An 18,326-nucleotide genomic window follows, 5' to 3' on the forward strand; every position below is an offset into this window, starting at 1 on the left:
CGTCGACCAGCGCGGCGCCGGCCCACGCAACGCCGACCAGCGCGGCGCCGCCGGCCGTGGCGAAGCCCGCCCCGCCCGCGCCGGTGACCCCGCCCGCACCACCGCCCGCGCGGGTGCCGAAGGTGTCGGCAGGCGACCCGCCGGCGGCCCGGCGCGCGCCGAGGCCCAGGCCGGAGCCCGCCGCCCCGCCCAGCGCCCCCCGCAGCGACCCCCCGCCCGCCGGCCCGTGCGCCGGGACCAGGTGAAGAGCGCCAACCTCGTCGGCCGCACCGTGGTCGCCTTCTTCTCCGTCGCCGTCCTCGTCGGCACCGGCTACGCGTGGGCGAACTTCCAGTCCCTCGCCAACAACCTCACCACCACCGACGTCATCGGCGAGGACGGCGGCGGCGAGCGCCCCGCGGACGGGTCCATCGACATCCTCATGGTCGGCATGGACGCCCGCACCGACGCAAAGGGCAACCCGCTCCCCCAGCACATCCTCGACGAGCTCCAGGCCGGCGACGAGAGCGCGGGCGGCCTGAACACCGACACGATCATCCTCATGCACATCCCGAACGACACCGGCAAGGCCGTCGCCGTGTCGTTCCCCCGCGACTCCTACGTCAAGATCGCGGGCGGCCACGGCCGGCACAAGATCAACTCGGCCTACGGCTACGGCAAGAACGCCGCCGTCGCCGAGCTGCAGAAGAAGGGCGTCACCGACCCCGCCCAGGTGGAGCAGGAGTCGAAGAAGGAAGGCGCCAAGAACCTCATCCAGACCGTCCAGGACCTCACCGGCGTCACCGTCGACCACTACGCCGAGATCAACCTGGTCGGCTTCTACGACATCACCAAGGCCGTCGGCGGCGTGGACGTCTGCCTCAACCAGGCCACCCAGGACGACTACTCCGGCGCCGACTTCGCCAAGGGCCCGCAGACCATCGAGGGCCGCGAAGCGCTCGCGTTCGTCCGCCAGCGCTACGGGCTGCTGCGCGGCGACCTGGACCGGATCGTGCGCCAGCAGGTGTTCATGGCGGGCCTGGCGAAGAAGATGCTGTCCGCCGGCACCCTGTCCGACCCGGGCAAGCTGCGCGCCCTGATCGACGCGCTGACCAAGTCGATCGTGCTGGACAAGGGCTGGGACGTGTTCAAGTTCGCCACCCGGATGAAGGACCTGTCCGGCGGCAACATCAAGTTCGAGACGATCCCGACCGGCAACCCGGAGCTGGCCACGCCCGAGGACGGCACGGCGATCGAGATCGTCGAGTCCGACGTGAAGCGGTTCTTCAAGAACCTCGGCAAGGACGCGCCGGACACCTCGACCACCCCGGCCGTCGACCCGTCGACGGTCACCGTCGAGGTGCGCAACGCCTCGGGCACGGGCGGCCTGGCTGCTCGGGTGCTGGACGCGCTGGTGGCGAAGAAGTTCGTCTCCGGCGGCGCGGCCAACGCCGACACCCCGATGGCGAAGTCCGTCGTTCGCCACGGCAAGGGCGGCGAGGCGGGCGCGCAGGCGGTCGCCGACGCGCTGGGCGGGCTGGCCGTCGAGCAGGACGACAACATCCCGGCCGGCCGGGCCCGGGTGTTCGTCGGCAGCGACTACTCCGGTCCCGGCACGCAGAATCTGGCGGGCGCGCCGCTGGTGGGCCTGGACGGGGCCAAGCGGGCCCAGCCGGGCACCAGCACCACCGAGGAGCCGCCGATCACGGCGGACGGGGTGCGCTGCGTCAACTGATCCATGACCTGGGGGTAGGCGATGGGGGCGTTCGTCCGGCGGATCCGCTGGAAGCGGGTGCTGGTGGTGGCCGCGCTGGCGGCGGTGCTGGCGTCCGTGCCGCTGGTGTGGGTGCGGGTGTCCAGCGCGCCTTACCGGCACACCGCGGCGGACGTCCCCGAGACGCCGGTCGCGCTGGTGCTCGGCGCGGGGCTGCGCGGCGGGCGGCCAACGCCGTTCCTGGCGGGCCGGCTGGACGTGGCGGCCGACCTGCACCGGCAGGGCAAGGTCAAGGTCCTGCTGGTCAGCGGGGACAACAGCCGCAAGGACTACGACGAGCCCACCGCCATGCGCGACTACCTGGTGGCCAGGGGCGTCCCGGCGGACCGGGTCGTGGCGGACTACGCGGGCCTGGACACCTGGGACTCGTGCACGCGGGCCAAGCGCATCTTCGGGGTCACCAGGCTGACCGTGGTCACGCAGGAGTTCCACCTGCCGCGCGCGGTCGCGCTGTGCCGGTCGGCCGGGCTGGAGGCGTTCGGGGTCGGCCACGACACGTCCCGGCAGTGGGCCTCGACGACCGCGTACGGGCACTTCCGCGAGGCGTTCGCGAGCGGCAAGGCGATGTGGGACGGCCTCGTGGCCAAGCCCGACCCGCGCTTCCTCGGACCGCTCGAAACCGGCGTGACCAGCGCACTTGAGCGCTGAAGAACTACTGGGAGTACTACTCGGTTAGCCCAATCGGGGGATAATTCGGGCGAGTCGCGTAAGCGGACGACGAGTCGAGCTTTCCATCTGCGTGGGGTCTGTCGGGGCCCCCGCGGACATGGAGGACTTGACGGTGCAGATCGACACAGCGGCGTACCAGCGCGTGCTCGGTGATGAGCTCCGCAGCCTTCGCAAGCAACGCGGGTGGACCCGCAAGGAGCTGAACCGGCGGCTGCAGAGCGACATCTCGCTGCAGACCCTGGCCACCTACGAGCTGGGCACCCGGCAGTGCTCGGTGGTGCGGCTGGTGGAGATCTGCATCGCGCTCGGCGTGCCCGCGCACCACGTCCTGGCCCGCGTGCACGACCGCGTGTTCGGCGACGCCCCGGCCGGGCACCTGGCGGTCAACCTGACCGCCGTGGTCACCGACACCCGGCCCCAGCTGCTGCCGCTGCGCCGCTGGGCCCAGGGCAGGCTGCACCAGATCCCGCCCGGCCAGGCCCCCGAGGTGCACCTGGACCTGCCCGCGCTGGAGTACATGGCCCAGTTGTGCCGGTTGAGCACGGTGGACCTGATCAGGACCCTGCGAGAGCTGGACGGCAACCGGCCCCGGTAGCATCGGCGGCATCCCTCCCCACCCCACCGACGCGGGAAGTCGCTTGCCGAACACTCCTGGTGCAGACCCAGCCCGCCTGCCGCTGCGCACCGCGGCGGCCGTGCGCCTGGGCAACATGAGTTCGAAGCTGTCGCAGAAGATGGGCCTGGGCGCCGGCGGCATGATCGGTGGCCGCGTGGCGCTCAAGCTGGACCCGCAGGCGCTGGCGCACCTCACCGCCGGCCGCCGGGTCGCGCTGGTCACGGGCACCAACGGCAAGACCACGAGCACGATGATGCTCGCGCGCGCCGTCTCGTTCCTGGGCCAGGTCGCCACCAACCACGGCGGCGCCAACATGCCCGACGGCCACGTCACGGCGCTGTCCAAGCAACCGGACGCGCCGTTCGCCGTGCTGGAGGTGGACGAGGGGTACTTCCCCGAGGTCTGCCGGGCCAGCGCGCCGTCGGTCGCGGTGCTGCTGAACCTGTCGCGCGACCAGCTCGACCGGGTCGGCGAGGTCCGCACCATCGAGAAGTCGCTGCGCACGGCGGTGGCCGGCGTGCCCGGCGTGGTCGTGGCCAACTGCGACGACATCATGGTGACCTCCGCGGCCCGCGACGCCCGCCAGGTCGTCTGGGTGGCGACCGGCACCGGCTGGCACAACGACGCGGCGTCCTGCCCGCGGTGCGGCGACCCGATCCGCTGGGAGGGCGAGCACTGGCACTGCACCGGCTGCGACCTGGCCCGGCCCAAGCCGGACTGGGTGACCGGTGACGGCTACCTGGTGACGCCGAACGGCGAGAAGGTCGACCTGACGCTGCGGCTGCCGGGCAAGTTCAACGCGGCCAACGCGGTGATGGCCACGGCGGCGGCGTTCGCGCTGGGCGTGCCGGTGGCGGAGGCCGTGGAGCGGCTGCGCGCGGTGTCCAACGTGGCCGGCCGGTACCGGACCATCCAGCGCAGCGGCCACCGGGCCCGGCTGCTGCTGTCGAAGAACCCGGCGGGCTGGAGCGAGACGCTCAACGTGGTGCGCGAGGCGGACCACCCGGCGGTGCTGGTGATCAACGCGCAGGAGGCCGACGGGCGCGACCTGTCGTGGCTGTGGGACGTGCCGTTCGAGCGGCTGCGCGGCCGGCAGGTCATCGCGTCCGGCGAGCGGGCGACGGACCTGGCCGTGCGGTTGACGTACGCGGAGGTCGAGCACACGATCGTGCCGGACCCGCTGAAGGCGATCGACGCCATGCCGCCGGGTGCGGTCGAGGTCATCGCCAACTACACCGCTTTCCGCGACCTGAACGCGAGGGCCGCCCAGTGAGTGCCTCGAAGGTTTCCATCGCCCTGGTGCTGCCGGACCTGCTCGGCACGTACGGCGACTTCGGCAACGCCGTGGTGCTGGAGAAGCGCATGGCGTGGCGCGGCATCCCGGCGGAGATCGTGACCATCCGGTTCGGCGAGCCGGTGCCGGACTCGTGCGACATCTACGTCGTCGGCGGCGGTGAGGACACGGCGCAGACGCTGGCCGTGCGGCACCTGCGCGAGCACCCGGGCATGCAGCGGGCGGCGGGGCGCGGTGCGGTGATCCTGGGGGTGTGCGCCGGCATCCAGATCTTCGGCGAGCACTTCACCCGGGCCGACCAGGTGACCCACCCGGGTCTGGGCCTGATCGACTCGACGTCCCACGCGGGTGGGAGCCGGGCGATCGGCGAGGTCATCGCGACTCCGGCGGACGGCCTGTTCGAGGGCTTGCTGACCGGCTTCGAGAACCACCAGGGTCGGACGGTGCTCGGTCCTTCGGCACGGCCGTTGGCGCACGTGAAGGTCGGCACCGGCAACGACGGCTCGGTGGAGGGCGCGGTCCAGGGCCGCATCCTGTGCACGTACCTGCACGGCCCTGTGTTGCCGCGCAACCCGGCGCTGGCCGACCTGCTGATCGAATGGGCCACCGGCGCCAAGCCCGCGCCCCTCGACCTGCCCGCCGTCACCCAACTACGCGCGGAACGCGCCAAGGCCGCCGGCGTCTGAGCTGTTGTGACGAGCCCGATCCCGTTGCGGGGTCGGGCTCGTCCTCACTCCGGCTCGCCGATCACCGGCGCCGCCACCGCCAACTCCTGGCGCGCCATCTCAACAAACCCCTTCCGATACCGCCCCACCACGTCCGCCGCCCGCTCCAGCAACGCTTCGTCGGCGAGCAGTTCGGCGTCCGGGATCCGGAACTGGTCGATCTCCCGCGCCTGCGCACCCAGGAACTCGAGCATTTCACCGGAGCACAACAACCGGATCTCCGCCGACCGCTCGGACAAGGCGTCCCGCAACCGCCGGTACTCGGCGACGTGCCGCACGTCCCGATCCATCCGCGCAGCACCCACCAGGTACTCCAACTCGCGCAACTTCAGCAGGTAGTCGCCGTACGCCCGAACCTTGCTGTCCCGCCACTGCACCGCGTGCTCATGCGCCAACCTCACCGACTCGGCGTGCCGCTCCCGCCGCCACCGCTTCTCCTCCCGACGACTGGTGACCAACTGGGCCAGCACGGGGCCGGTGGCACCGATCAGCGCGGCGCCGACGGTGGCGAGGAGGGCCAGCCAGGCCGGCACTTGAGCGTTCTGCACGCCGGCGACTGTAGCCGGCTCCCGCCGCGCCCCGGCCCGTTTCGCCCGGGGGCCGCTCATGTCGCTCGCGCACCGGCCGCTCGCACACCGGCCGCTGGCGCAGGGCCTGAACATCGCGCGGATTCTCCGCGCGAATTCTTGCCGACCCGCGGCCTCCGGCCCCCGACACCATTGTCCCACCGGGTACCGACAATCTCGGCGAAGCAGCGGGTGACGGCGGGCGGGTGGTGGCTGGCCGGTGGCGAGCAGCGACCCGCGGTGGAGGCGGCCGGGCGGCGGCGAGAGCGCGACAGCGGCAGCGCGGCTGCGGGCGGGTGACGGCGGCGGGCAGGCAGCCAGGCAGGCGGCGGGTGGAGGCCGGCGACGGCGGGCGGGTGACGGCGGGCGGGGTGACGGCGGGCACGCAGGCGGCGGGTGGAGGCCAGCAGCGGCCTACAGGTGGCAGCAGCCCGGCGGCGGGACGCGGCAGCGGGAGCGCGCCAGCGGGCGGATGGCGGCGGGCAGGCAGTCGGCGGGTGGCGGCCGGCAGCACCGGGCGGGTGGCGGCCGGCAGCGCGGCGGCGGGCGGGTGACGCCGGCCCGGCGGCGACAGCCCGGCAGCGACAGCCCGGCAGCGACAGCCCGGCAGCGACAGCCCGGCAGCGACAGCCCGGCAGCGACAGCCCGGCAGCGGGAACGCGGCGGCGACAGCCCGCCGGGCAGGTAGGCGGCGGGTGGCGGCCGACAGCAGCGGGCGGGTGCTGGCGGTGGGGGTGGCGGGTGTGGGGATGGGAGGTGGGGAGGGGTTCGGGGGGTGCCAGGTGTCGGGTGTTGGACGATCGCGCTGTTTTGACGCGCAAAACAGCGCGATCGTCCAACAACCTCAGACCGACACCCGGTCCCGCCGCGCCCGAGTCAGCGTGTAGTCCTCCGCCCGCACCGTCTTCGTGCGCATCCAGTACCGCCACGTGAACCCCGGCCACACGGTCCGGTTGATGCCCTGCGCGTCCAAGTACCAGCTCTTGCAGCCGCCCTCCGTCCACACGCCCTTCGTCAGCTTCCGCTGCAACTGCCGGTTGAACCTCGCCTGCACATCCGGCCGCACGTCCAGCTCGTCGGCCTGGTGCCGGTCCAGCAGCTCCAGGCACTGGCGGACGTAGCGGATCTGGGACTCGATCATGAAGACCACCGAGTTGTGCCCCAAACCGGTGTTCGGGCCGAGCAGGAAGAACAGGTTCGGGAAGCCCGAGACGGTGATCCCGTAATAGGTCTCGATGCCCTTCTCCCGCCACTGCTTGGCCAGGTCCACCCCGCCCTTGCCCTGGATGTCCAGGTAGTCGAAGCTGTCGACCACGTGGAACCCGGTGCCGTAGATGATCGTGTCCACCTCGTGCTCGACGCCCGCCCGGTCCACGATGCTGTGCGCGCGCACCTCGGCGATGCCGTCCGTGGTCAGGCCGACGTTCGGCTTGGACAGGGCCGGGTAGTAGTCATTGGAGATCAAGACTCGCTTGCAGCCCATCGTGTAGTCCGGCTTCAGCTTCGCCCGCAGCTCGGGGTCCGGCACCTGGGAGCGCATGTGGCGCTTGGCGATGTTCTGCGCGAACTCCATGATCTTCGGGTTCACCGCGAACCCCAGGGCGCTGGACTCGCGCGTCCAGTACACGAAGTTCCGGTACAGCCGCTGCGCACCCGGAAGGACCCGGAACACGCGCTGTTCCCAGGACCGGATCGACCGGTCCATCTTGGGCATGATCCACGGCGGCGTGCGCTGGAAGATCGTCAGGTGCTCGACGTCGTCGGCGATCTGGGGCACGAACTGGATGGCCGACGCACCCGTGCCGACGACCGCCACCCTCCTGCCGCGCAGGTCGTGGTCGTGGTCCCACTCGGCGGAGTGGAAGGTCTTGCCCTTGAACTTCTCGATGCCGGGCAGCGCCGGGATGTTCGGGATGTGCAGGGCGCCGACGCCCGCTACGACCGCCTTGGCGGTGTAGGTGTCGCCATGCTCGGTGCTGACGTGCCAGACCTTGGCGTCCTCGTCCCAGCGCGCCCCGGAGACCTTGGTGTTGAAGCGGATGTGGGCGCGCAGCCGGTACTTGTCCGCGACCTGCTTGAGGTAGTCCCAGATCTCCGGCTGGCGGGCGAACATCCGCGACCACTTCGGGTTCAGCTCGAAGGAGTACGAGTACATGTGGGACGGGACGTCGCAGGCGCAGCCGGGGTAGGAGTTGTCCCGCCAGGTGCCGCCCAGGTCGCTCGCCTTCTCGAGCACGACGAAGTCGCGCTCGCCGGTCCGCTTCAGCTCGATCGCCATGCCCAGGCCGGAAAAGCCCGTGCCGACGACCAGGACCTTGACCTCTCGGTGCATCCCGACCTCCTCGTCCGGCTACATACTCTTCAGTAGGTTACTCGAAGTAAGTTACCTCCGGTAGTCTGGAGTTCGTGACCAACACCGCCACCGCGGAGCCGCGCCGCAAGCGGATGCCCAAGGCGCAGCGCAAGGCGCAGATGCTCGACATCGCCGAGCAGGTCTTCGCCGAACGCGGCTACCTCGCGGCGTCCATGGACGAGATCGCCGAACGCGTGGGCGTGTCCAAGCCGATGCTCTACGAGTACTTCGGGTCCAAGGAAGGCCTGCTCATCGGGTGCATCCACCGGGCGCGCACCGAACTGCTCGACCGCACCCAGCAGGCCATCTCCGGGGCGTCCACACCGGAGGAGATCCTGCGGCTGGGTCTGCTGGCGTTCTTCGAGTTCATCGGGGAGCACAAGCAGGCGTGGGCGCTGCTGCGGCAGGAGGCGGCGGTGACCGTGCCGTCGGCGGTGGAGGAGATCGAGGGCATCCGGCGGCAGCAGACGGACCTGATCGCGGCGGTCATCGGGAGCTTCGACACCGACATCGACGTGATCGAGGCGGAGGCGTTCGCGGAGATCGTGGTCGGGTCGACCGAGCGGCTGGCGCTGTGGTGCGAGCGCAGGCCCGAGGTGGGGCCCGCGCTCGCGACCACCTACGTCATGGAGGTCGTCTGGCGGGGCGTGGCCAACCGGCTCACGGGGTGAGGACGACCTTCAGCGCACTGCGGTCGTCCATCGACCGGTAGCCGTCGGCGACCTCGTCCAGCGGGAGCGTGCGGTCGAAGACCGGTGCCGGGTCGAGGCGTCCGGCCAGCACGTCCGCCATCAGCTCGGGCAGGTAGGTGCGGACCGGCGCGATGCCGCCCGCGATGCCGATGTTGCGCGGGAACAGCTTGCCGGTGGGCAGGTTCGGGGCTTGGTGCGGGACGCCGACGTAGCCGATGCGCCCGCCGTCGCGGACCAGGCCGATCGCGGTCGACCAGGACTCGTCGGTGCCCACGCACTCCAGCACGACCGGCGCGCCCAGCCCGCCGGTCAGCTCCCGGACCTTCTCCACCGCCTCCGCACCGCGCTCGGGCACCTGGTCCGTGGCGCCGAACAGGCGGGCCACCTTGGCGCGGTCCTCGTGCCGGCCCAGGGAGATGATCCGCTCGGCGCCCAGCCGCTTGGCCGCGAGGACCCCGCACAGGCCGACCGCGCCGTCACCGACCACCACGACCGTGGCGCCCGGCGCGGCACCGGCCGAGACCGCCGCGTGGTGGCCCGTGCCCATCACGTCGGACAGCGCGAGCAGCGCCGGGAGCAGGGCGTCGTCGACGCCTTCGGGGACCCGCACGAGGGTGCCGTCGGCGAACGGCACGCGGACCGCCTCGGCCTGGCCGCCGTCGGACGTGCCGGAGCCCCAGAAGCCGCCCTGGGGGCACGACGTGGGCAGGCCCTGGACGCAGTACGGGCAGGTTCCGTCACTCCAGACGAACGGGGCGATCACCCGGTCGCCGACCTTGACGCTGCCGACCCCGGGGCCGACCTCGACCACCTCGCCGACGAACTCGTGGCCGATCCGCTGGCCCGGCACGCGCTTGGCGACCCCGCGGTAGGCCCACAGGTCGCTGCCGCAGATGCACGCCAGCTCCACCTTGACCACGGCGTCGCCCGGCTCGCGCACGACGGCGTCCGGGACGTGCTCGACGCGGATGTCCTTCGGTCCGTGGATGGTCGTCGCCCGCACAGGGCCTCCTCGTCGTCGCGGGGTCGTCGGGTGCGGCCATCCTCGCAAGGGGGCGACGTTTCGTCAGCAGGCTTTGGGCGCGGGCGTGCGGGGACCCGGCGGGAGCGGCCGGGGGTGGTGGCCGGGGGTGGTGGCCGCTCCCGCCGGGTCGTGGGGGTGTGGCTGGTGGCGACCTGCCCGGGCGTCAGGCTCGACGGCGGCGGGTCACGAGGAGGGTCAGCGCGCCGGCACCCACGCTGAGCAGGCCCAGCAGCACCATCCAGGAGGCGTTCGCACCCGTGTAGGCCAGGGCCTGGTCGAGCACCGCGGCCACCGGGTTCCGCGGGCCGGCCGCCGGGGTGTGGGTCGACGTCGAGGTGCTGGTGCCCGTGCCCGAGGTGGACGTCGAGGTGGAAGTGGACGTCGAGGTCGACGTCGAAGTCTCGGTCGTCGTCGGCACCGTCGTGGTGGTGGACGTCGGCGGGTTGGTCTGGGTGCAGCCGGTGTGCGCGGGGTTGCCGCGGCCCACGCCCGCGTTGCGGTCGCACTCGTAGCCGGCGTTGCCGTCCGAACCGCCCGGCAGCTGGCCAGGGGGGTTCTTGTTGTCGGCGTTGCCCACGCAGCCGGCGCACGGCCGGCCGACCTGCTGACCGTCACCGTTGCCGTTCTGCGACGGCGAGCCGTCGCGGGTCGAGTCGTACGGGCCGTGCGTGTTGGCGCCGTGGTCGGTGAAGTCCGCGTTGGACGGCGGCTGCGGCGCGTTGGTGTCCTCGGCCGGGGGCTTGCCGTGCGCGCCGGCCTGGCCCTGCTTGTGCTCCTGGGACTGTCCTGGTGGGACGAAGCCCGGGTCGGTGCCGTTGCCGTTGCCCGGGTCCGCGGTGGCCGCGACGGGGGCGAAGAACAGGCCGACGGCGGCCGTGGCGGCTATCAGCAATCTTCGGGACATGGCGTCCTCCTGGAGCAGAGTCTTGATCCATCCGGGGTATCGACGTGGACGCCAGCGTGTTACCCGTCACTCGGTCAGGTCATGCTTCACCTGACCGAGTGACGTGTCGTGGTCACGGACGGTCTACGGCAGGCCCCAGCGTGGGCCGGGCTTCGAGATCGGGACCGGGGCGACGGTGAGGTCGGGCGTGACGCCCTTCGGGTGCACCAGGACCTCGCCGCCGCGGGCAAGGTCGATGTCGAGGGTGCCGTCGCCGCGATCGCGGTAGGGCACGGGCGTGCCACTCGGCGTGCGCACTGTGACCTCGCCCGCGATGCCGTGCCGCAGCGCCAGCGGCTCCCCCGCCAGGCTGCGGACCAGCACGAACCGGGTCCGCCCGCCCCGGCGCGCCGCGGTCACCTCGAACGCGCCCTCGGCGAGGTGGCGGTCCAGCACGACGTCCGCCCACGCCGTCGGCACCGCCGGGAACACCCGCACCACCCCGCCCCAGCTCTGCAGGACCAGGTCGTGCAGGGTCTGCGCGGCCGACAGCGGGGTCTCCACCACCGGCCCGGCCTCGGTGTACATGGTGTTCTCCAGCACCGGGAAGCGCGTCGACGTGTCGAACATCTTCACCAGGTACGCCAGCGCCTCGTCACCGCGGAACATGCGCGCGGCGATCGAGCCGGAGCCCGAGTAGCTGTAGCCGCGGTGCGCGCCTTCGAGGGACATCCAGTGCCGCAACGACTTCTCGATCAGCGCGCGGTTCTCCGGCTGCTCCCAGGTGACCGTGGCGAGCGGGAACACCGCGAGCATGTGCGAGTAGTGCCGGTGCGACTTGGCGAACGGAACACCCGTGCCCACCATGAAACCGTTGGCGTCCACGGGATACGGCACGAGCGTGTCGAGAACTTCCTGCCACCGCTTGGCCAACGGGTCGTCGATGCGCAGCACCCGGGCCGAGTCGAGCAGGGTCCGGCACGCCCACCGCAGCAGTTGGAGGTCGTAGTTGCAGTCGGGCGCGTTGCCGTACTCCGGTGACGTGGTCGCGGGCAGATGCAGGCGGCCGTCGTTGCCCTTGGTCAGGAACCGGAGGTAGTAGTTGACCGCCCGGCGCAGCAAGGGGAACACGACGTCGGCGAGCAGCGCGCGGTCCATCGAGTGCCGGTAGCTCAACCACACGTTGTGCAGCGCCCAGGTCAGGTTGCCCAGCTCGACCGTGCCGGTGCCGCCGGGTTCGCCGAGGGTGCCGGTGTTGGACGTGTGCCGGTCGGTGCTGCGACCGACGCCCGCGCAGTCGTCGCGGTACTGGGTCTTGACGTTGCGGACGAGTTGGGCGGCGTTGTCCTTCAACGTGGTCGCGATCGCGTCCAGCTCCAGGTGGTTCGAGCCATGGATGGGCCAGTACTCCAGCTGCACGTTGAGGTTCCACCACGCCGCGGCCCACGGCGTCGGCTCCAGCCAGGGTCCGCAGGTCGCCATGACCGGTCCGCCGGCGCGGGTGCCGGCGGCGAGCTTGTAGAGCTGGATCCAGTAGAAGGACTGGAGCCGCTGGTCCGGGATGGACAGGAAGCTGCGCTTGTAGAACGCGTGCCACCAGTCGCGGTGGCGCTGCTGGAAGTCCGCGCCGGACAGCGCGGCGGCGGCGCGGACGCTGCTCAGCGCCGACGCTTCGGCCGTGGTGGCGGGGAAGCTGTGCGCGACGGACAGCAGCATCCTGCGCTTGCCGGACGTCCCGATGACCCGGTAGGCGGTGGCGGTCTGGCCACCGGCAAGGAGGGACTGCACCACGACCCGCTCGCTGCCGGACGTCTTCGTCACCGGATCGGGGTTGAACTCGTAGCCCGCCGGCGGGTTCTCGGTCGCGGCGCGCGGCGGGATGGCCTTCTCCGGCACGAACACGAGGTCGGCACGCTCATCGCCGGACGGGGTCACCGACAGGCCCAGCACGCCCTCGGTGATGATCGCGTGCAGGCGCAACGACCCGCGGTCGGTGGTGATGGTGCCGACCAGCTCGGCGTGCCACAGGTCCAGCCGCCAGTCCACCGCGCGGACCGCGCCGACCGGCGTGAGCAGCACGTGCCCCACGGGCAGCCGGGGCACGCCCCACGCGCTGCCGCCGGTGGTCCGGTGGTCCTGCACCTCGGCGTGCTGGACGGTGAACTTGATCCGGTTGCCGACGGCGTAGACCATGCTGCCCAGCCCTCCGTCGCCCAGGAACGGCCCTTGCGACCATTTGGTCGGCACCCGCTTCCAGACCAGGTCCTGGCCGGCGAGGAAGTCCGCCCACTGCTGGTCGGTCAGCGATACCTCCGATGTCCCGGCGCGGGCCGGCTCCACCGGTAGCAGCCCGGCGGTGACCGCCGCACCCGTGACACCCAGGAAAACACGCCTGTTCAGGCCCATCCGAACCCCTCCGCGGACGCCGACAACGGCGATCGGTGTGCGCGGCGGTAAGCCCGAAAGGTAGGAGCAAAGCGGGTCGGTGCGCAAGAGCCGGACCGGAAACGGCCGGGACGACACCGCGCACCACTCGTTAGGGGGAAAGACCGCGTGCGCCCGCCGATTTGCGGGTCAACTGGCAGGGAAGGACGGAGGTCGAGCCCCATGCCCACGCTCCCCATCACCGCCAACTACCGGCGCGACGGCGACGACTGGGCGGTGACCGTGCGCACCGCCGAACGCGCGCTCGACGCCGTCGCGCCGGGCCTGATCGCCGCCCGCGTCCAAGCCGACCAGCTCGTCGACGAGATCTCCGGGGGCAACGAGGACCGGGCGGTGGTGCACATGCTCGACGGCGACGCGTACGCGTTCTCCGTGGTGTACCTGCACACCCGGCACGGACTGCCGCTCAGCCGTGACGCGAGCACCCCTCACGACCAGGCATTCGAGGCCTGAGAGCGGTCTGGTCCCGCCTAGGATGTCCGGCCAAAGGCGAACGGGAGCAGACATGGCCACACCGGTGTACAGCGGGGCGCCAAGATCTCCGCAGCGGGGCAGACCCAGGGACGCGAGCCGCGACGACGCGCTGCGGCAGGCCGCGCTGGAGGTGATGGCGGAGGTCGGCTACCGGGCGTTGACCATGGACGCCGTCGCCGCGCGCGCCCGCGCCGGCAAGGCGACCATCTACCGGCGGTGGGAGTCCAAGCTCGACCTGGTGATCGACACGTGCACGCACCTGGCGGCGCAGAACCTCGCCGAGCCGGACACCGGGTCGCTGCAGGGCGACCTGCGGGAGTTCCTGGCCTCGTTCGCGGCGTTCCTGTCCGGGCCGGTGGGCAAGGCGGCGCAGGCGCTGGTGGGCGAGCTGCCGCACGAGCCGGAGCTGGCGGCGGCGTTCCGGGAGACCTTCCTGATCGCCCAGCGGGACGTGCTGCGGCGCATCCTGGACCGCGCCGACGAGCGCGGCGAGCTGCGCGCGGACGCGCCGCGCGGGATGGCCGTGGAACTGGCGGGGGCGGCGCTGATCTACCGTCTGATGCTCACCGGCGACCCGCTGGACACGGCGTTCGTCGACCGGATGACCGAGCAGGTGCTACTGCCCCTCGTCGCCGAGGGGCAGTAGCCGCCGTCAGCGGAACAGCTTGCGCAGCAAGGCGAACCCGAGCAGCACGGCCACCGCGATCAGCGAGTACCGGATCTTGGGTTCGTCGAGCTTCGCGCGCACGCTGTCCTTGCCCGCCTCGACGAAGCGCTGGGGGTGGGCCCTCGTGCCCAGCTCGTCCAGGGTCGCGGCCAGCGCGTCGCGAGCCTGCTCGATCTCGCGCTGGATGGTGTCGGGGTCGCGAGCCACATCTCCTCCTAGCAGCGGTCTGCGCCCGTAACGGTAGTTGAGCCGCCGGAACGGCGTTGACCGGTGTGGCCGAGGGTGGTTTTATAACGGTGTTTCCGTTCCGTTGGAGGAGCACCCATGTCCGCCATCCCGTTGTCCCTCGCCTCCCGCCGCATCGCGGGCGTCCTGCTGCTGAGCCTGGTCGGCGTCGAGTTCGGCGGCCGGTTCATGACCACGGTCGTCCAGGGCGAGCGGGCGGTGACCGAGTTCCAGCAGTCGTTCTTCCGCGCCGGGCACGCGCACGCCGGCGTCCTGGTGATCCTGAGCCTCGTGTGCCTGCTGTACGCCGACGTCGCGAACGTGCGCGGCGCGCTGGGCTGGGTGACCCGCCTGGGCGTCCCGGTGGCCGCGGTCCTCATGCCGGCGGGCTTCTTCTTCTCCGCCATGGGCGAGGGCGTGACCAAGGCCAACGGCCTGATCGCGCTGCTCTACATCGGCGGACTGAGCCTGGCGGCCGGTGTGGTGTCCCTCGGCATCGCCCTGCTTCGCCCGGCCGATAGGCTTGCGGCCACGGGGTCGTAGCCCAATTGGCAGAGGCACACGGTTTAGGTCCGTGCCAGTGAGAGTTCGAGTCTCTCCGGCCCCACCACGCGCCCGCCGTACCGCTCCACGCGGTCCGGCGGGCGTTCGCGTTCACCGGTCCAGCGCGATCAGCGGGAGCGTGAGGAGCGCCAGGGCCGCGCCGATCCACGACACGGTGGTGACCTGGGCGCCCGAGGCGAGGGCGGCGGCGAAGGCCGGGGTGAGGCTGATGCCGAGTTGGAACGCCGAGACGGTGGTGGCTCCTGCCAGGGTCGGTGCGTCGGCGGCGATGGTGAAGACGCGGCCGCAGAGGGCCGGGTTGAGCGCGAAGGCCGCGATGCCCAACAGGAACACGGTCGGCACGACGACCTCCGGGGCACCGGGGAACACCGCCAATGTTGCGGAGAGGAACGCGATGCCGACCGCCCCGGCGGTCAGCGCACGGACAGGTCGTCGGTCGGCGATCCGGCCGCCGATCGACAGGCCCGCGAACGCGCCGACGCCGAACGGTGCGAGCACCGCCGGCACCCACACCCCGGGCACGCCGGTGACGTCGGTGAGGACCGCGGACAGGTAGTTGAAGGAGATCATGTATGGGCGCGGTGGACGTCGTGCTGGGGCCTGGAGAGGCCGCTGAGTTCGACTGCCGGACACCGCACTGGTTCGGGGCGGCCGGGCGCGGGGACGTCGAGGTGCTCAGCCTGTTCGGCCGGCAGCCCGTCCGGGTTCGGGCTTGGTCCGGGAGTCGGTAGCGCGTGGCGTAGCGGGGTCGGTAGCGCGTGGCGTGGTGGGGCGGAGGTTTGTAGCGGGCGGCGGGGCGGGGCCATATAGCGCGCGGCGGGGCGGGCGGGGGTCAGTAGCGGGCGGCGTAGTGGGTTGGGGGTTCGCCGAACATCTCGCGGAAGTCGCGGACGAAGTGGGCCTGGTCGGCGTAGCCCAGGTCGGCGGCCAGGGTCGCCCAGTCGACGGCCCTGCCCGCGGCCAGGCGTTCGGTCACCTCGTGCAGGCGGTAGCGGCGGATGACCCACTTGGGCCCCACGCCGACGTGCTCGGCGAACAGGCGCTGGAGGCGGCGGACGCTGGTGCCCAGGTCGGCGGCGAGGGCGTCCACGCGCGTGATGCCCGGTTCGGCGGCGATCCGGGCGACCACGGCCACCGCCTCGTCGGCTCTGGGGTCCGGGGCCGGTAGGTGGGCGCGGAGGAAGTCTTCGACCTCGTTCACGTCCGGGTCGGTGGGGAGGTCCGGGCCGAACACCGCTGAGGCGTCGATCGACCGGTCGGTGATGGTCGACACCGGGGCGCCAAGGAACGGGCGGAACGCGCCGGGGTGGAAGGCCACGCCGACCACGTGGCCTTGGCCCGCCAGGGTTTTGACCTGGTGGCCGCTGGACACGCCGTGCACGGTCGCCCGGCCGTCCTGGAAGGTGAGGTGGACGTTCGGGTACGGGACGATCAACTGCCGGTACGGCTCGGCGTAGTCCCAGGAGACCAGCCAATAGCGGGCCACGTGCCGGGCCAGGTCCGGGGACGGCGCGGGGAAGGCGTGACGCTGGTACGTCTGCCAGGCGCCGCCCAGTTCACGCACGTCCCTCGGCACGGGTCCGAGTGTATGTCGCGTTCCTTCAAGACAGGCCGGCGTTGGTTGGGGTTGGGTTCCGTCCATGTCGGACGCTCGGATGTTGACCCGCGCGGCGGGGTTGTTCGTGGAGATCGTGGACTCGGTTCGGCCGGAGCAGTGGGGTGCCGCGACCCCGTGTGCGGAGTACGACGTGCGCGGGCTCGCGCACCACCTGCTGTTCTGGGGACCGTCGCTGGTCGGGGCGGGCAGGAAGGAGGCCGTGCCGCCGCTGGGTGAGGCGGAGTCGGACGTCGAGCCGGTGGCGGACTGGCCGACCGCGTTGAAGGAGCACGTCGCGCGGACCGTGGAGGCGTGGAGCGGGCCGGGTTCGTGGGACGGGATCACGCACATGGGCGGGCCGATGGAGCTGCCCGCGTCGATGGTCGGCGGGATGGTGGTCGGCGAGTTCGTGATCCACGGGTGGGACCTCGCGCGGGCCACCGGGCAGGACGTCGTGTGGGACGAGGACCTGCTGGAGTACCTGCTGGGCGAGGTGGAGAAGACCGCGCAGATGGGGCGGGACATGGGCATCTACGGGCCGGAGGTGGAGGTCGCGGAGACCGCGCCGGTCCTGCACCGGGTGCTCGGGTTGAGCGGCCGGGACCCTCACTGGTCGAGGTAGCGCAGCACTTCCAGCATCGACTGCGGGTCCACGGAGGAGGGGTCGGGTTCGACGCAGTCGTCCAGGGCTTTGCGGATCGCGTCGCGGTCGAGGTCGGTGCCGATCAGGACCAGCTGGGTGCGGCGCGGGACGTCGCCCCACTGGTCGCGGTCGAAGCGCAGGAACGCGCCCACGGTGTGCAGGGTGAACCGCTGGCGGTGGCCGGGGACGTCGAAGCGCACGAAGCCCTTGATGCGGTAGAGGCCGGGTGGGCGGTGGTCGAGGAAGTGCATGAGGCGGGTCGGGTTCATCGCGTCGGCGGTGAACTCGACGCTGTCGTAGTGGACGTGGACGTGGTCCTCTTCCAGGAGGTCCTCGAACGACAGCTGGCCGTGGGTTTCGCGGGGTTTCGGGTCGAAGAGGAGGGCCGGGTCGACGCGGCCGTGCGTGACGGCGGTGATCGGGACACCCGGCGTGAGGCGGTCGATCCGGTCGACGAGTTCGGCGGTGTTCGCGACCCGGTCGGTCTTGTTGAGCACCACGAGGTCCGCGACGCGCAGGTGCCGTTCGAGGTCGTCGGGGAACTCGGCGGCGTCGACCAGCAGCACCAGGCCGCCGTAGGACAGGCGCGGGTTCTCGCTGGCCAGCACCATGCGCGCCATGGCTTGCGGCTCGGCCAGGCCGCTGGCCTCGATGACGATCACGTCGACCTGCGAATCGAGCTTGGCGAGCATCTCGTCGAGCCCGGACACGTCGACCGCGCAGCACAGGCAGCCGTTGCTGAGGGAGACGGTCGATTCGACCTGGCCGGCCACGCTCATCGCGTCGATGCCGATGGCGCCGAAGTCGTTGACGACCACGCCGATGCGGGTGCCGCGGGCGCCGGCGAGGAGGTGGTTGAGCAGGGTTGTCTTGCCGGCGCCCAGGAAACCCGCGACGACGATCACCGGGAGCCGTTTCACCCGGCCCATGCTAGCGGCGGCCGCGGTGGCGGTGATGGCGGCGGTCGTGGGGCAGGCTGCCAGATTTTCGCGCCGCAGGCGCTGCTTTTGCTCGGGCTATCAGCCACAGGAAGGGCCTCGGTTCGTCCCCCGTACGGCCTGGGCGCAGCCCAACCGCCTTCGCCCTTCTTGGCAACCAGCGTTTCCGGTTGCCAAGAAGGGCGAAGGGTGGTTGCC

General features: G+C 71.8%; 19 protein-coding genes, 1 tRNA gene and 1 pseudogene. 12 read left to right on the forward strand and 9 right to left on the reverse strand.

Translation table 11 applies throughout. The annotated features are described in order from the left end of the window. Positions 1-226: 226 nt before the first annotated feature. The 5 genes from RIN75_RS23160 to RIN75_RS23180 all read left to right on the forward strand — a co-directional run bounded on the left by RIN75_RS23160 (position 227) and on the right by RIN75_RS23180 (position 5,018). On the forward strand, positions 227-1,714 hold the full coding sequence (locus RIN75_RS23160) for an LCP family protein (protein WP_309114099.1): 1,488 nt from the start codon (positions 227-229) through the stop codon (positions 1,712-1,714). 21 nt (positions 1,715-1,735) lie between these two features. Continuing rightward, positions 1,736-2,401, forward strand: coding sequence for an ElyC/SanA/YdcF family protein (locus RIN75_RS23165; protein ID WP_309114100.1), 666 nt, complete (start codon positions 1,736-1,738; stop codon positions 2,399-2,401). A 133-nt stretch (positions 2,402-2,534) separates the two neighbouring features. Then, a complete protein-coding gene (locus RIN75_RS23170) occupies positions 2,535-3,017 on the forward strand; it encodes a helix-turn-helix transcriptional regulator (RefSeq protein ID WP_309114101.1) in 483 nt (160 codons plus the stop codon). Between the two features lie 115 nt (positions 3,018-3,132). After that, positions 3,133-4,311: a MurT ligase domain-containing protein gene (locus RIN75_RS23175; protein WP_309114102.1), complete on the forward strand. Its 1,179-nt coding sequence runs from the start codon at positions 3,133-3,135 to the stop codon at positions 4,309-4,311. Beyond that, entirely contained in the window at positions 4,308-5,018 is a 711-nt protein-coding gene (locus RIN75_RS23180; protein ID WP_309114103.1) for a glutamine amidotransferase, read from the forward strand. Before RIN75_RS23175 ends, RIN75_RS23180 begins: the two co-directional genes overlap by 4 nt. A 44-nt stretch (positions 5,019-5,062) precedes the next feature. Here RIN75_RS23180 and RIN75_RS23185 read toward each other — a convergent pair whose 3' ends face one another. Then, the gene (locus RIN75_RS23185; RefSeq protein WP_309114104.1) at positions 5,063-5,605 is read right to left on the reverse strand and encodes a hypothetical protein; all 543 of its coding nucleotides are present in this window, start codon (positions 5,603-5,605) and stop codon (positions 5,063-5,065) included. Between the two features lie 862 nt (positions 5,606-6,467). After that, the gene (locus RIN75_RS23190; RefSeq protein WP_309114105.1) at positions 6,468-7,955 is read right to left on the reverse strand and encodes an NAD(P)/FAD-dependent oxidoreductase; all 1,488 of its coding nucleotides are present in this window, start codon (positions 7,953-7,955) and stop codon (positions 6,468-6,470) included. A gap of 113 nt (positions 7,956-8,068) precedes the next feature. On the opposite strand from RIN75_RS23190, the gene RIN75_RS23195 reads away from it, so the two are divergent. Beyond that, positions 8,069-8,647 carry a TetR/AcrR family transcriptional regulator gene (locus tag RIN75_RS23195; RefSeq protein ID WP_309114198.1) on the forward strand — a complete coding sequence of 193 codons (579 nt, stop codon included), beginning with the start codon at positions 8,069-8,071 and terminating at the stop codon, positions 8,645-8,647. On the opposite strand, the gene RIN75_RS23200 is transcribed toward RIN75_RS23195, so the two are convergent. The 3 genes from RIN75_RS23200 to RIN75_RS23210 form a co-directional block, all read right to left on the reverse strand. Beyond that, positions 8,637-9,671, reverse strand: coding sequence for an alcohol dehydrogenase catalytic domain-containing protein (locus RIN75_RS23200; protein ID WP_309114106.1), 1,035 nt, complete (start codon positions 9,669-9,671; stop codon positions 8,637-8,639). The genes RIN75_RS23195 and RIN75_RS23200 overlap by 11 nt on opposite strands. Positions 9,672-9,855: 184 nt before the next feature. Next, positions 9,856-10,596, reverse strand: coding sequence for an LPXTG cell wall anchor domain-containing protein (locus RIN75_RS23205; RefSeq protein WP_309114107.1), 741 nt, complete (start codon positions 10,594-10,596; stop codon positions 9,856-9,858). Between the two features lie 123 nt (positions 10,597-10,719). Beyond that, complete coding sequence (locus tag RIN75_RS23210; protein WP_309114108.1) at positions 10,720-12,981, reverse strand: Tat pathway signal sequence domain protein; 2,262 nt, start codon at positions 12,979-12,981, stop codon at positions 10,720-10,722. 201 nt (positions 12,982-13,182) lie between these two features. Between RIN75_RS23210 and RIN75_RS23215 the strand changes: the two genes are divergently transcribed. Continuing rightward, the gene (locus tag RIN75_RS23215; protein ID WP_309114109.1) at positions 13,183-13,473 is read left to right on the forward strand and encodes a hypothetical protein; all 291 of its coding nucleotides are present in this window, start codon (positions 13,183-13,185) and stop codon (positions 13,471-13,473) included. Between the two features lie 52 nt (positions 13,474-13,525). After that, complete coding sequence (locus RIN75_RS23220) at positions 13,526-14,140, forward strand: TetR/AcrR family transcriptional regulator (protein ID WP_309114110.1); 615 nt, start codon at positions 13,526-13,528, stop codon at positions 14,138-14,140. A 6-nt stretch (positions 14,141-14,146) separates the two neighbouring features. Here RIN75_RS23220 and RIN75_RS23225 read toward each other — a convergent pair whose 3' ends face one another. Next, positions 14,147-14,368, reverse strand: a complete 222-nt coding sequence (locus RIN75_RS23225) for a DUF3618 domain-containing protein (RefSeq protein ID WP_121222506.1) — start codon at positions 14,366-14,368, stop codon at positions 14,147-14,149. A gap of 117 nt (positions 14,369-14,485) precedes the next feature. On the opposite strand from RIN75_RS23225, the gene RIN75_RS23230 reads away from it, so the two are divergent. Together RIN75_RS23230 and RIN75_RS23235 are read left to right on the forward strand one after the other, a co-directional pair. After that, positions 14,486-14,929 carry a hypothetical protein gene (locus tag RIN75_RS23230; RefSeq protein ID WP_309114111.1) on the forward strand — a complete coding sequence of 148 codons (444 nt, stop codon included), beginning with the start codon at positions 14,486-14,488 and terminating at the stop codon, positions 14,927-14,929. After that, a tRNA-Leu gene (locus RIN75_RS23235) sits at positions 14,920-14,996 on the forward strand. The genes RIN75_RS23230 and RIN75_RS23235 overlap by 10 nt, the downstream gene beginning before the upstream one ends. 44 nt (positions 14,997-15,040) lie before the next feature. On the opposite strand, the gene RIN75_RS23240 is transcribed toward RIN75_RS23235, so the two are convergent. Then, complete coding sequence (locus RIN75_RS23240) at positions 15,041-15,520, reverse strand: hypothetical protein (RefSeq protein ID WP_309114112.1); 480 nt, start codon at positions 15,518-15,520, stop codon at positions 15,041-15,043. 5 nt (positions 15,521-15,525) lie between these two features. On the opposite strand from RIN75_RS23240, the pseudogene RIN75_RS23245 reads away from it, so the two are divergent. Then, positions 15,526-15,681 (forward strand): annotated as a pseudogene (locus RIN75_RS23245) (XRE family transcriptional regulator); the annotation flags it as partial. A gap of 101 nt (positions 15,682-15,782) precedes the next feature. Here the strand turns inward: RIN75_RS23245 and RIN75_RS23250 are convergent. Then, the gene (locus RIN75_RS23250; RefSeq protein WP_309114113.1) at positions 15,783-16,526 is read right to left on the reverse strand and encodes a helix-turn-helix domain-containing protein; all 744 of its coding nucleotides are present in this window, start codon (positions 16,524-16,526) and stop codon (positions 15,783-15,785) included. A gap of 64 nt (positions 16,527-16,590) precedes the next feature. Here RIN75_RS23250 and RIN75_RS23255 point away from each other — a divergent pair, with 64 nt between their 5' ends. Further along, positions 16,591-17,169, forward strand: a complete 579-nt coding sequence (locus tag RIN75_RS23255) for a TIGR03086 family metal-binding protein (RefSeq protein ID WP_309114114.1) — start codon at positions 16,591-16,593, stop codon at positions 17,167-17,169. Here RIN75_RS23255 and RIN75_RS23260 read toward each other — a convergent pair. Further along, positions 17,154-18,119: a GTP-binding protein gene (locus RIN75_RS23260; protein WP_309114115.1), complete on the reverse strand. Its 966-nt coding sequence runs from the start codon at positions 18,117-18,119 to the stop codon at positions 17,154-17,156. The two genes, RIN75_RS23255 and RIN75_RS23260, sit on opposite strands and share 16 nt — an antisense overlap. Between the last annotated feature and the right edge of the window lie 207 nt (positions 18,120-18,326).

The organism is Saccharothrix sp. (genome assembly GCF_031180885.1).
Taxonomy (GTDB): Bacteria; Actinomycetota; Actinomycetes; order Mycobacteriales; family Pseudonocardiaceae; genus Actinosynnema.

Excerpts from the sequence above, each read along its gene's own strand:
- RIN75_RS23165 (WP_309114100.1), top strand. The coding sequence starts at position 1,736 with ATGGGGGCGTTCGTCCGGCGGATCCGCTGGAAGCGGGTGCTGGTGGTG.
- RIN75_RS23175 (WP_309114102.1), top strand. The coding sequence starts at position 3,133 with ATGAGTTCGAAGCTGTCGCAGAAGATGGGCCTGGGCGCCGGCGGCATG.
- RIN75_RS23190 (WP_309114105.1), bottom strand. The coding sequence starts at position 7,955 with ATGCACCGAGAGGTCAAGGTCCTGGTCGTCGGCACGGGCTTTTCCGGC.
- RIN75_RS23195 (WP_309114198.1), top strand. The coding sequence starts at position 8,069 with ATGCCCAAGGCGCAGCGCAAGGCGCAGATGCTCGACATCGCCGAGCAG.
- RIN75_RS23205 (WP_309114107.1), bottom strand. The coding sequence starts at position 10,596 with ATGTCCCGAAGATTGCTGATAGCCGCCACGGCCGCCGTCGGCCTGTTC.
- RIN75_RS23210 (WP_309114108.1), bottom strand. The coding sequence starts at position 12,981 with ATGGGCCTGAACAGGCGTGTTTTCCTGGGTGTCACGGGTGCGGCGGTC.
- RIN75_RS23215 (WP_309114109.1), top strand. The coding sequence starts at position 13,183 with ATGCCCACGCTCCCCATCACCGCCAACTACCGGCGCGACGGCGACGAC.
- RIN75_RS23220 (WP_309114110.1), top strand. The coding sequence starts at position 13,526 with ATGGCCACACCGGTGTACAGCGGGGCGCCAAGATCTCCGCAGCGGGGC.
- RIN75_RS23230 (WP_309114111.1), top strand. The coding sequence starts at position 14,486 with ATGTCCGCCATCCCGTTGTCCCTCGCCTCCCGCCGCATCGCGGGCGTC.
- RIN75_RS23240 (WP_309114112.1), bottom strand. The coding sequence starts at position 15,520 with ATGATCTCCTTCAACTACCTGTCCGCGGTCCTCACCGACGTCACCGGC.
- RIN75_RS23255 (WP_309114114.1), top strand. The coding sequence starts at position 16,591 with ATGTCGGACGCTCGGATGTTGACCCGCGCGGCGGGGTTGTTCGTGGAG.
- RIN75_RS23260 (WP_309114115.1), bottom strand. The coding sequence starts at position 18,119 with ATGGGCCGGGTGAAACGGCTCCCGGTGATCGTCGTCGCGGGTTTCCTG.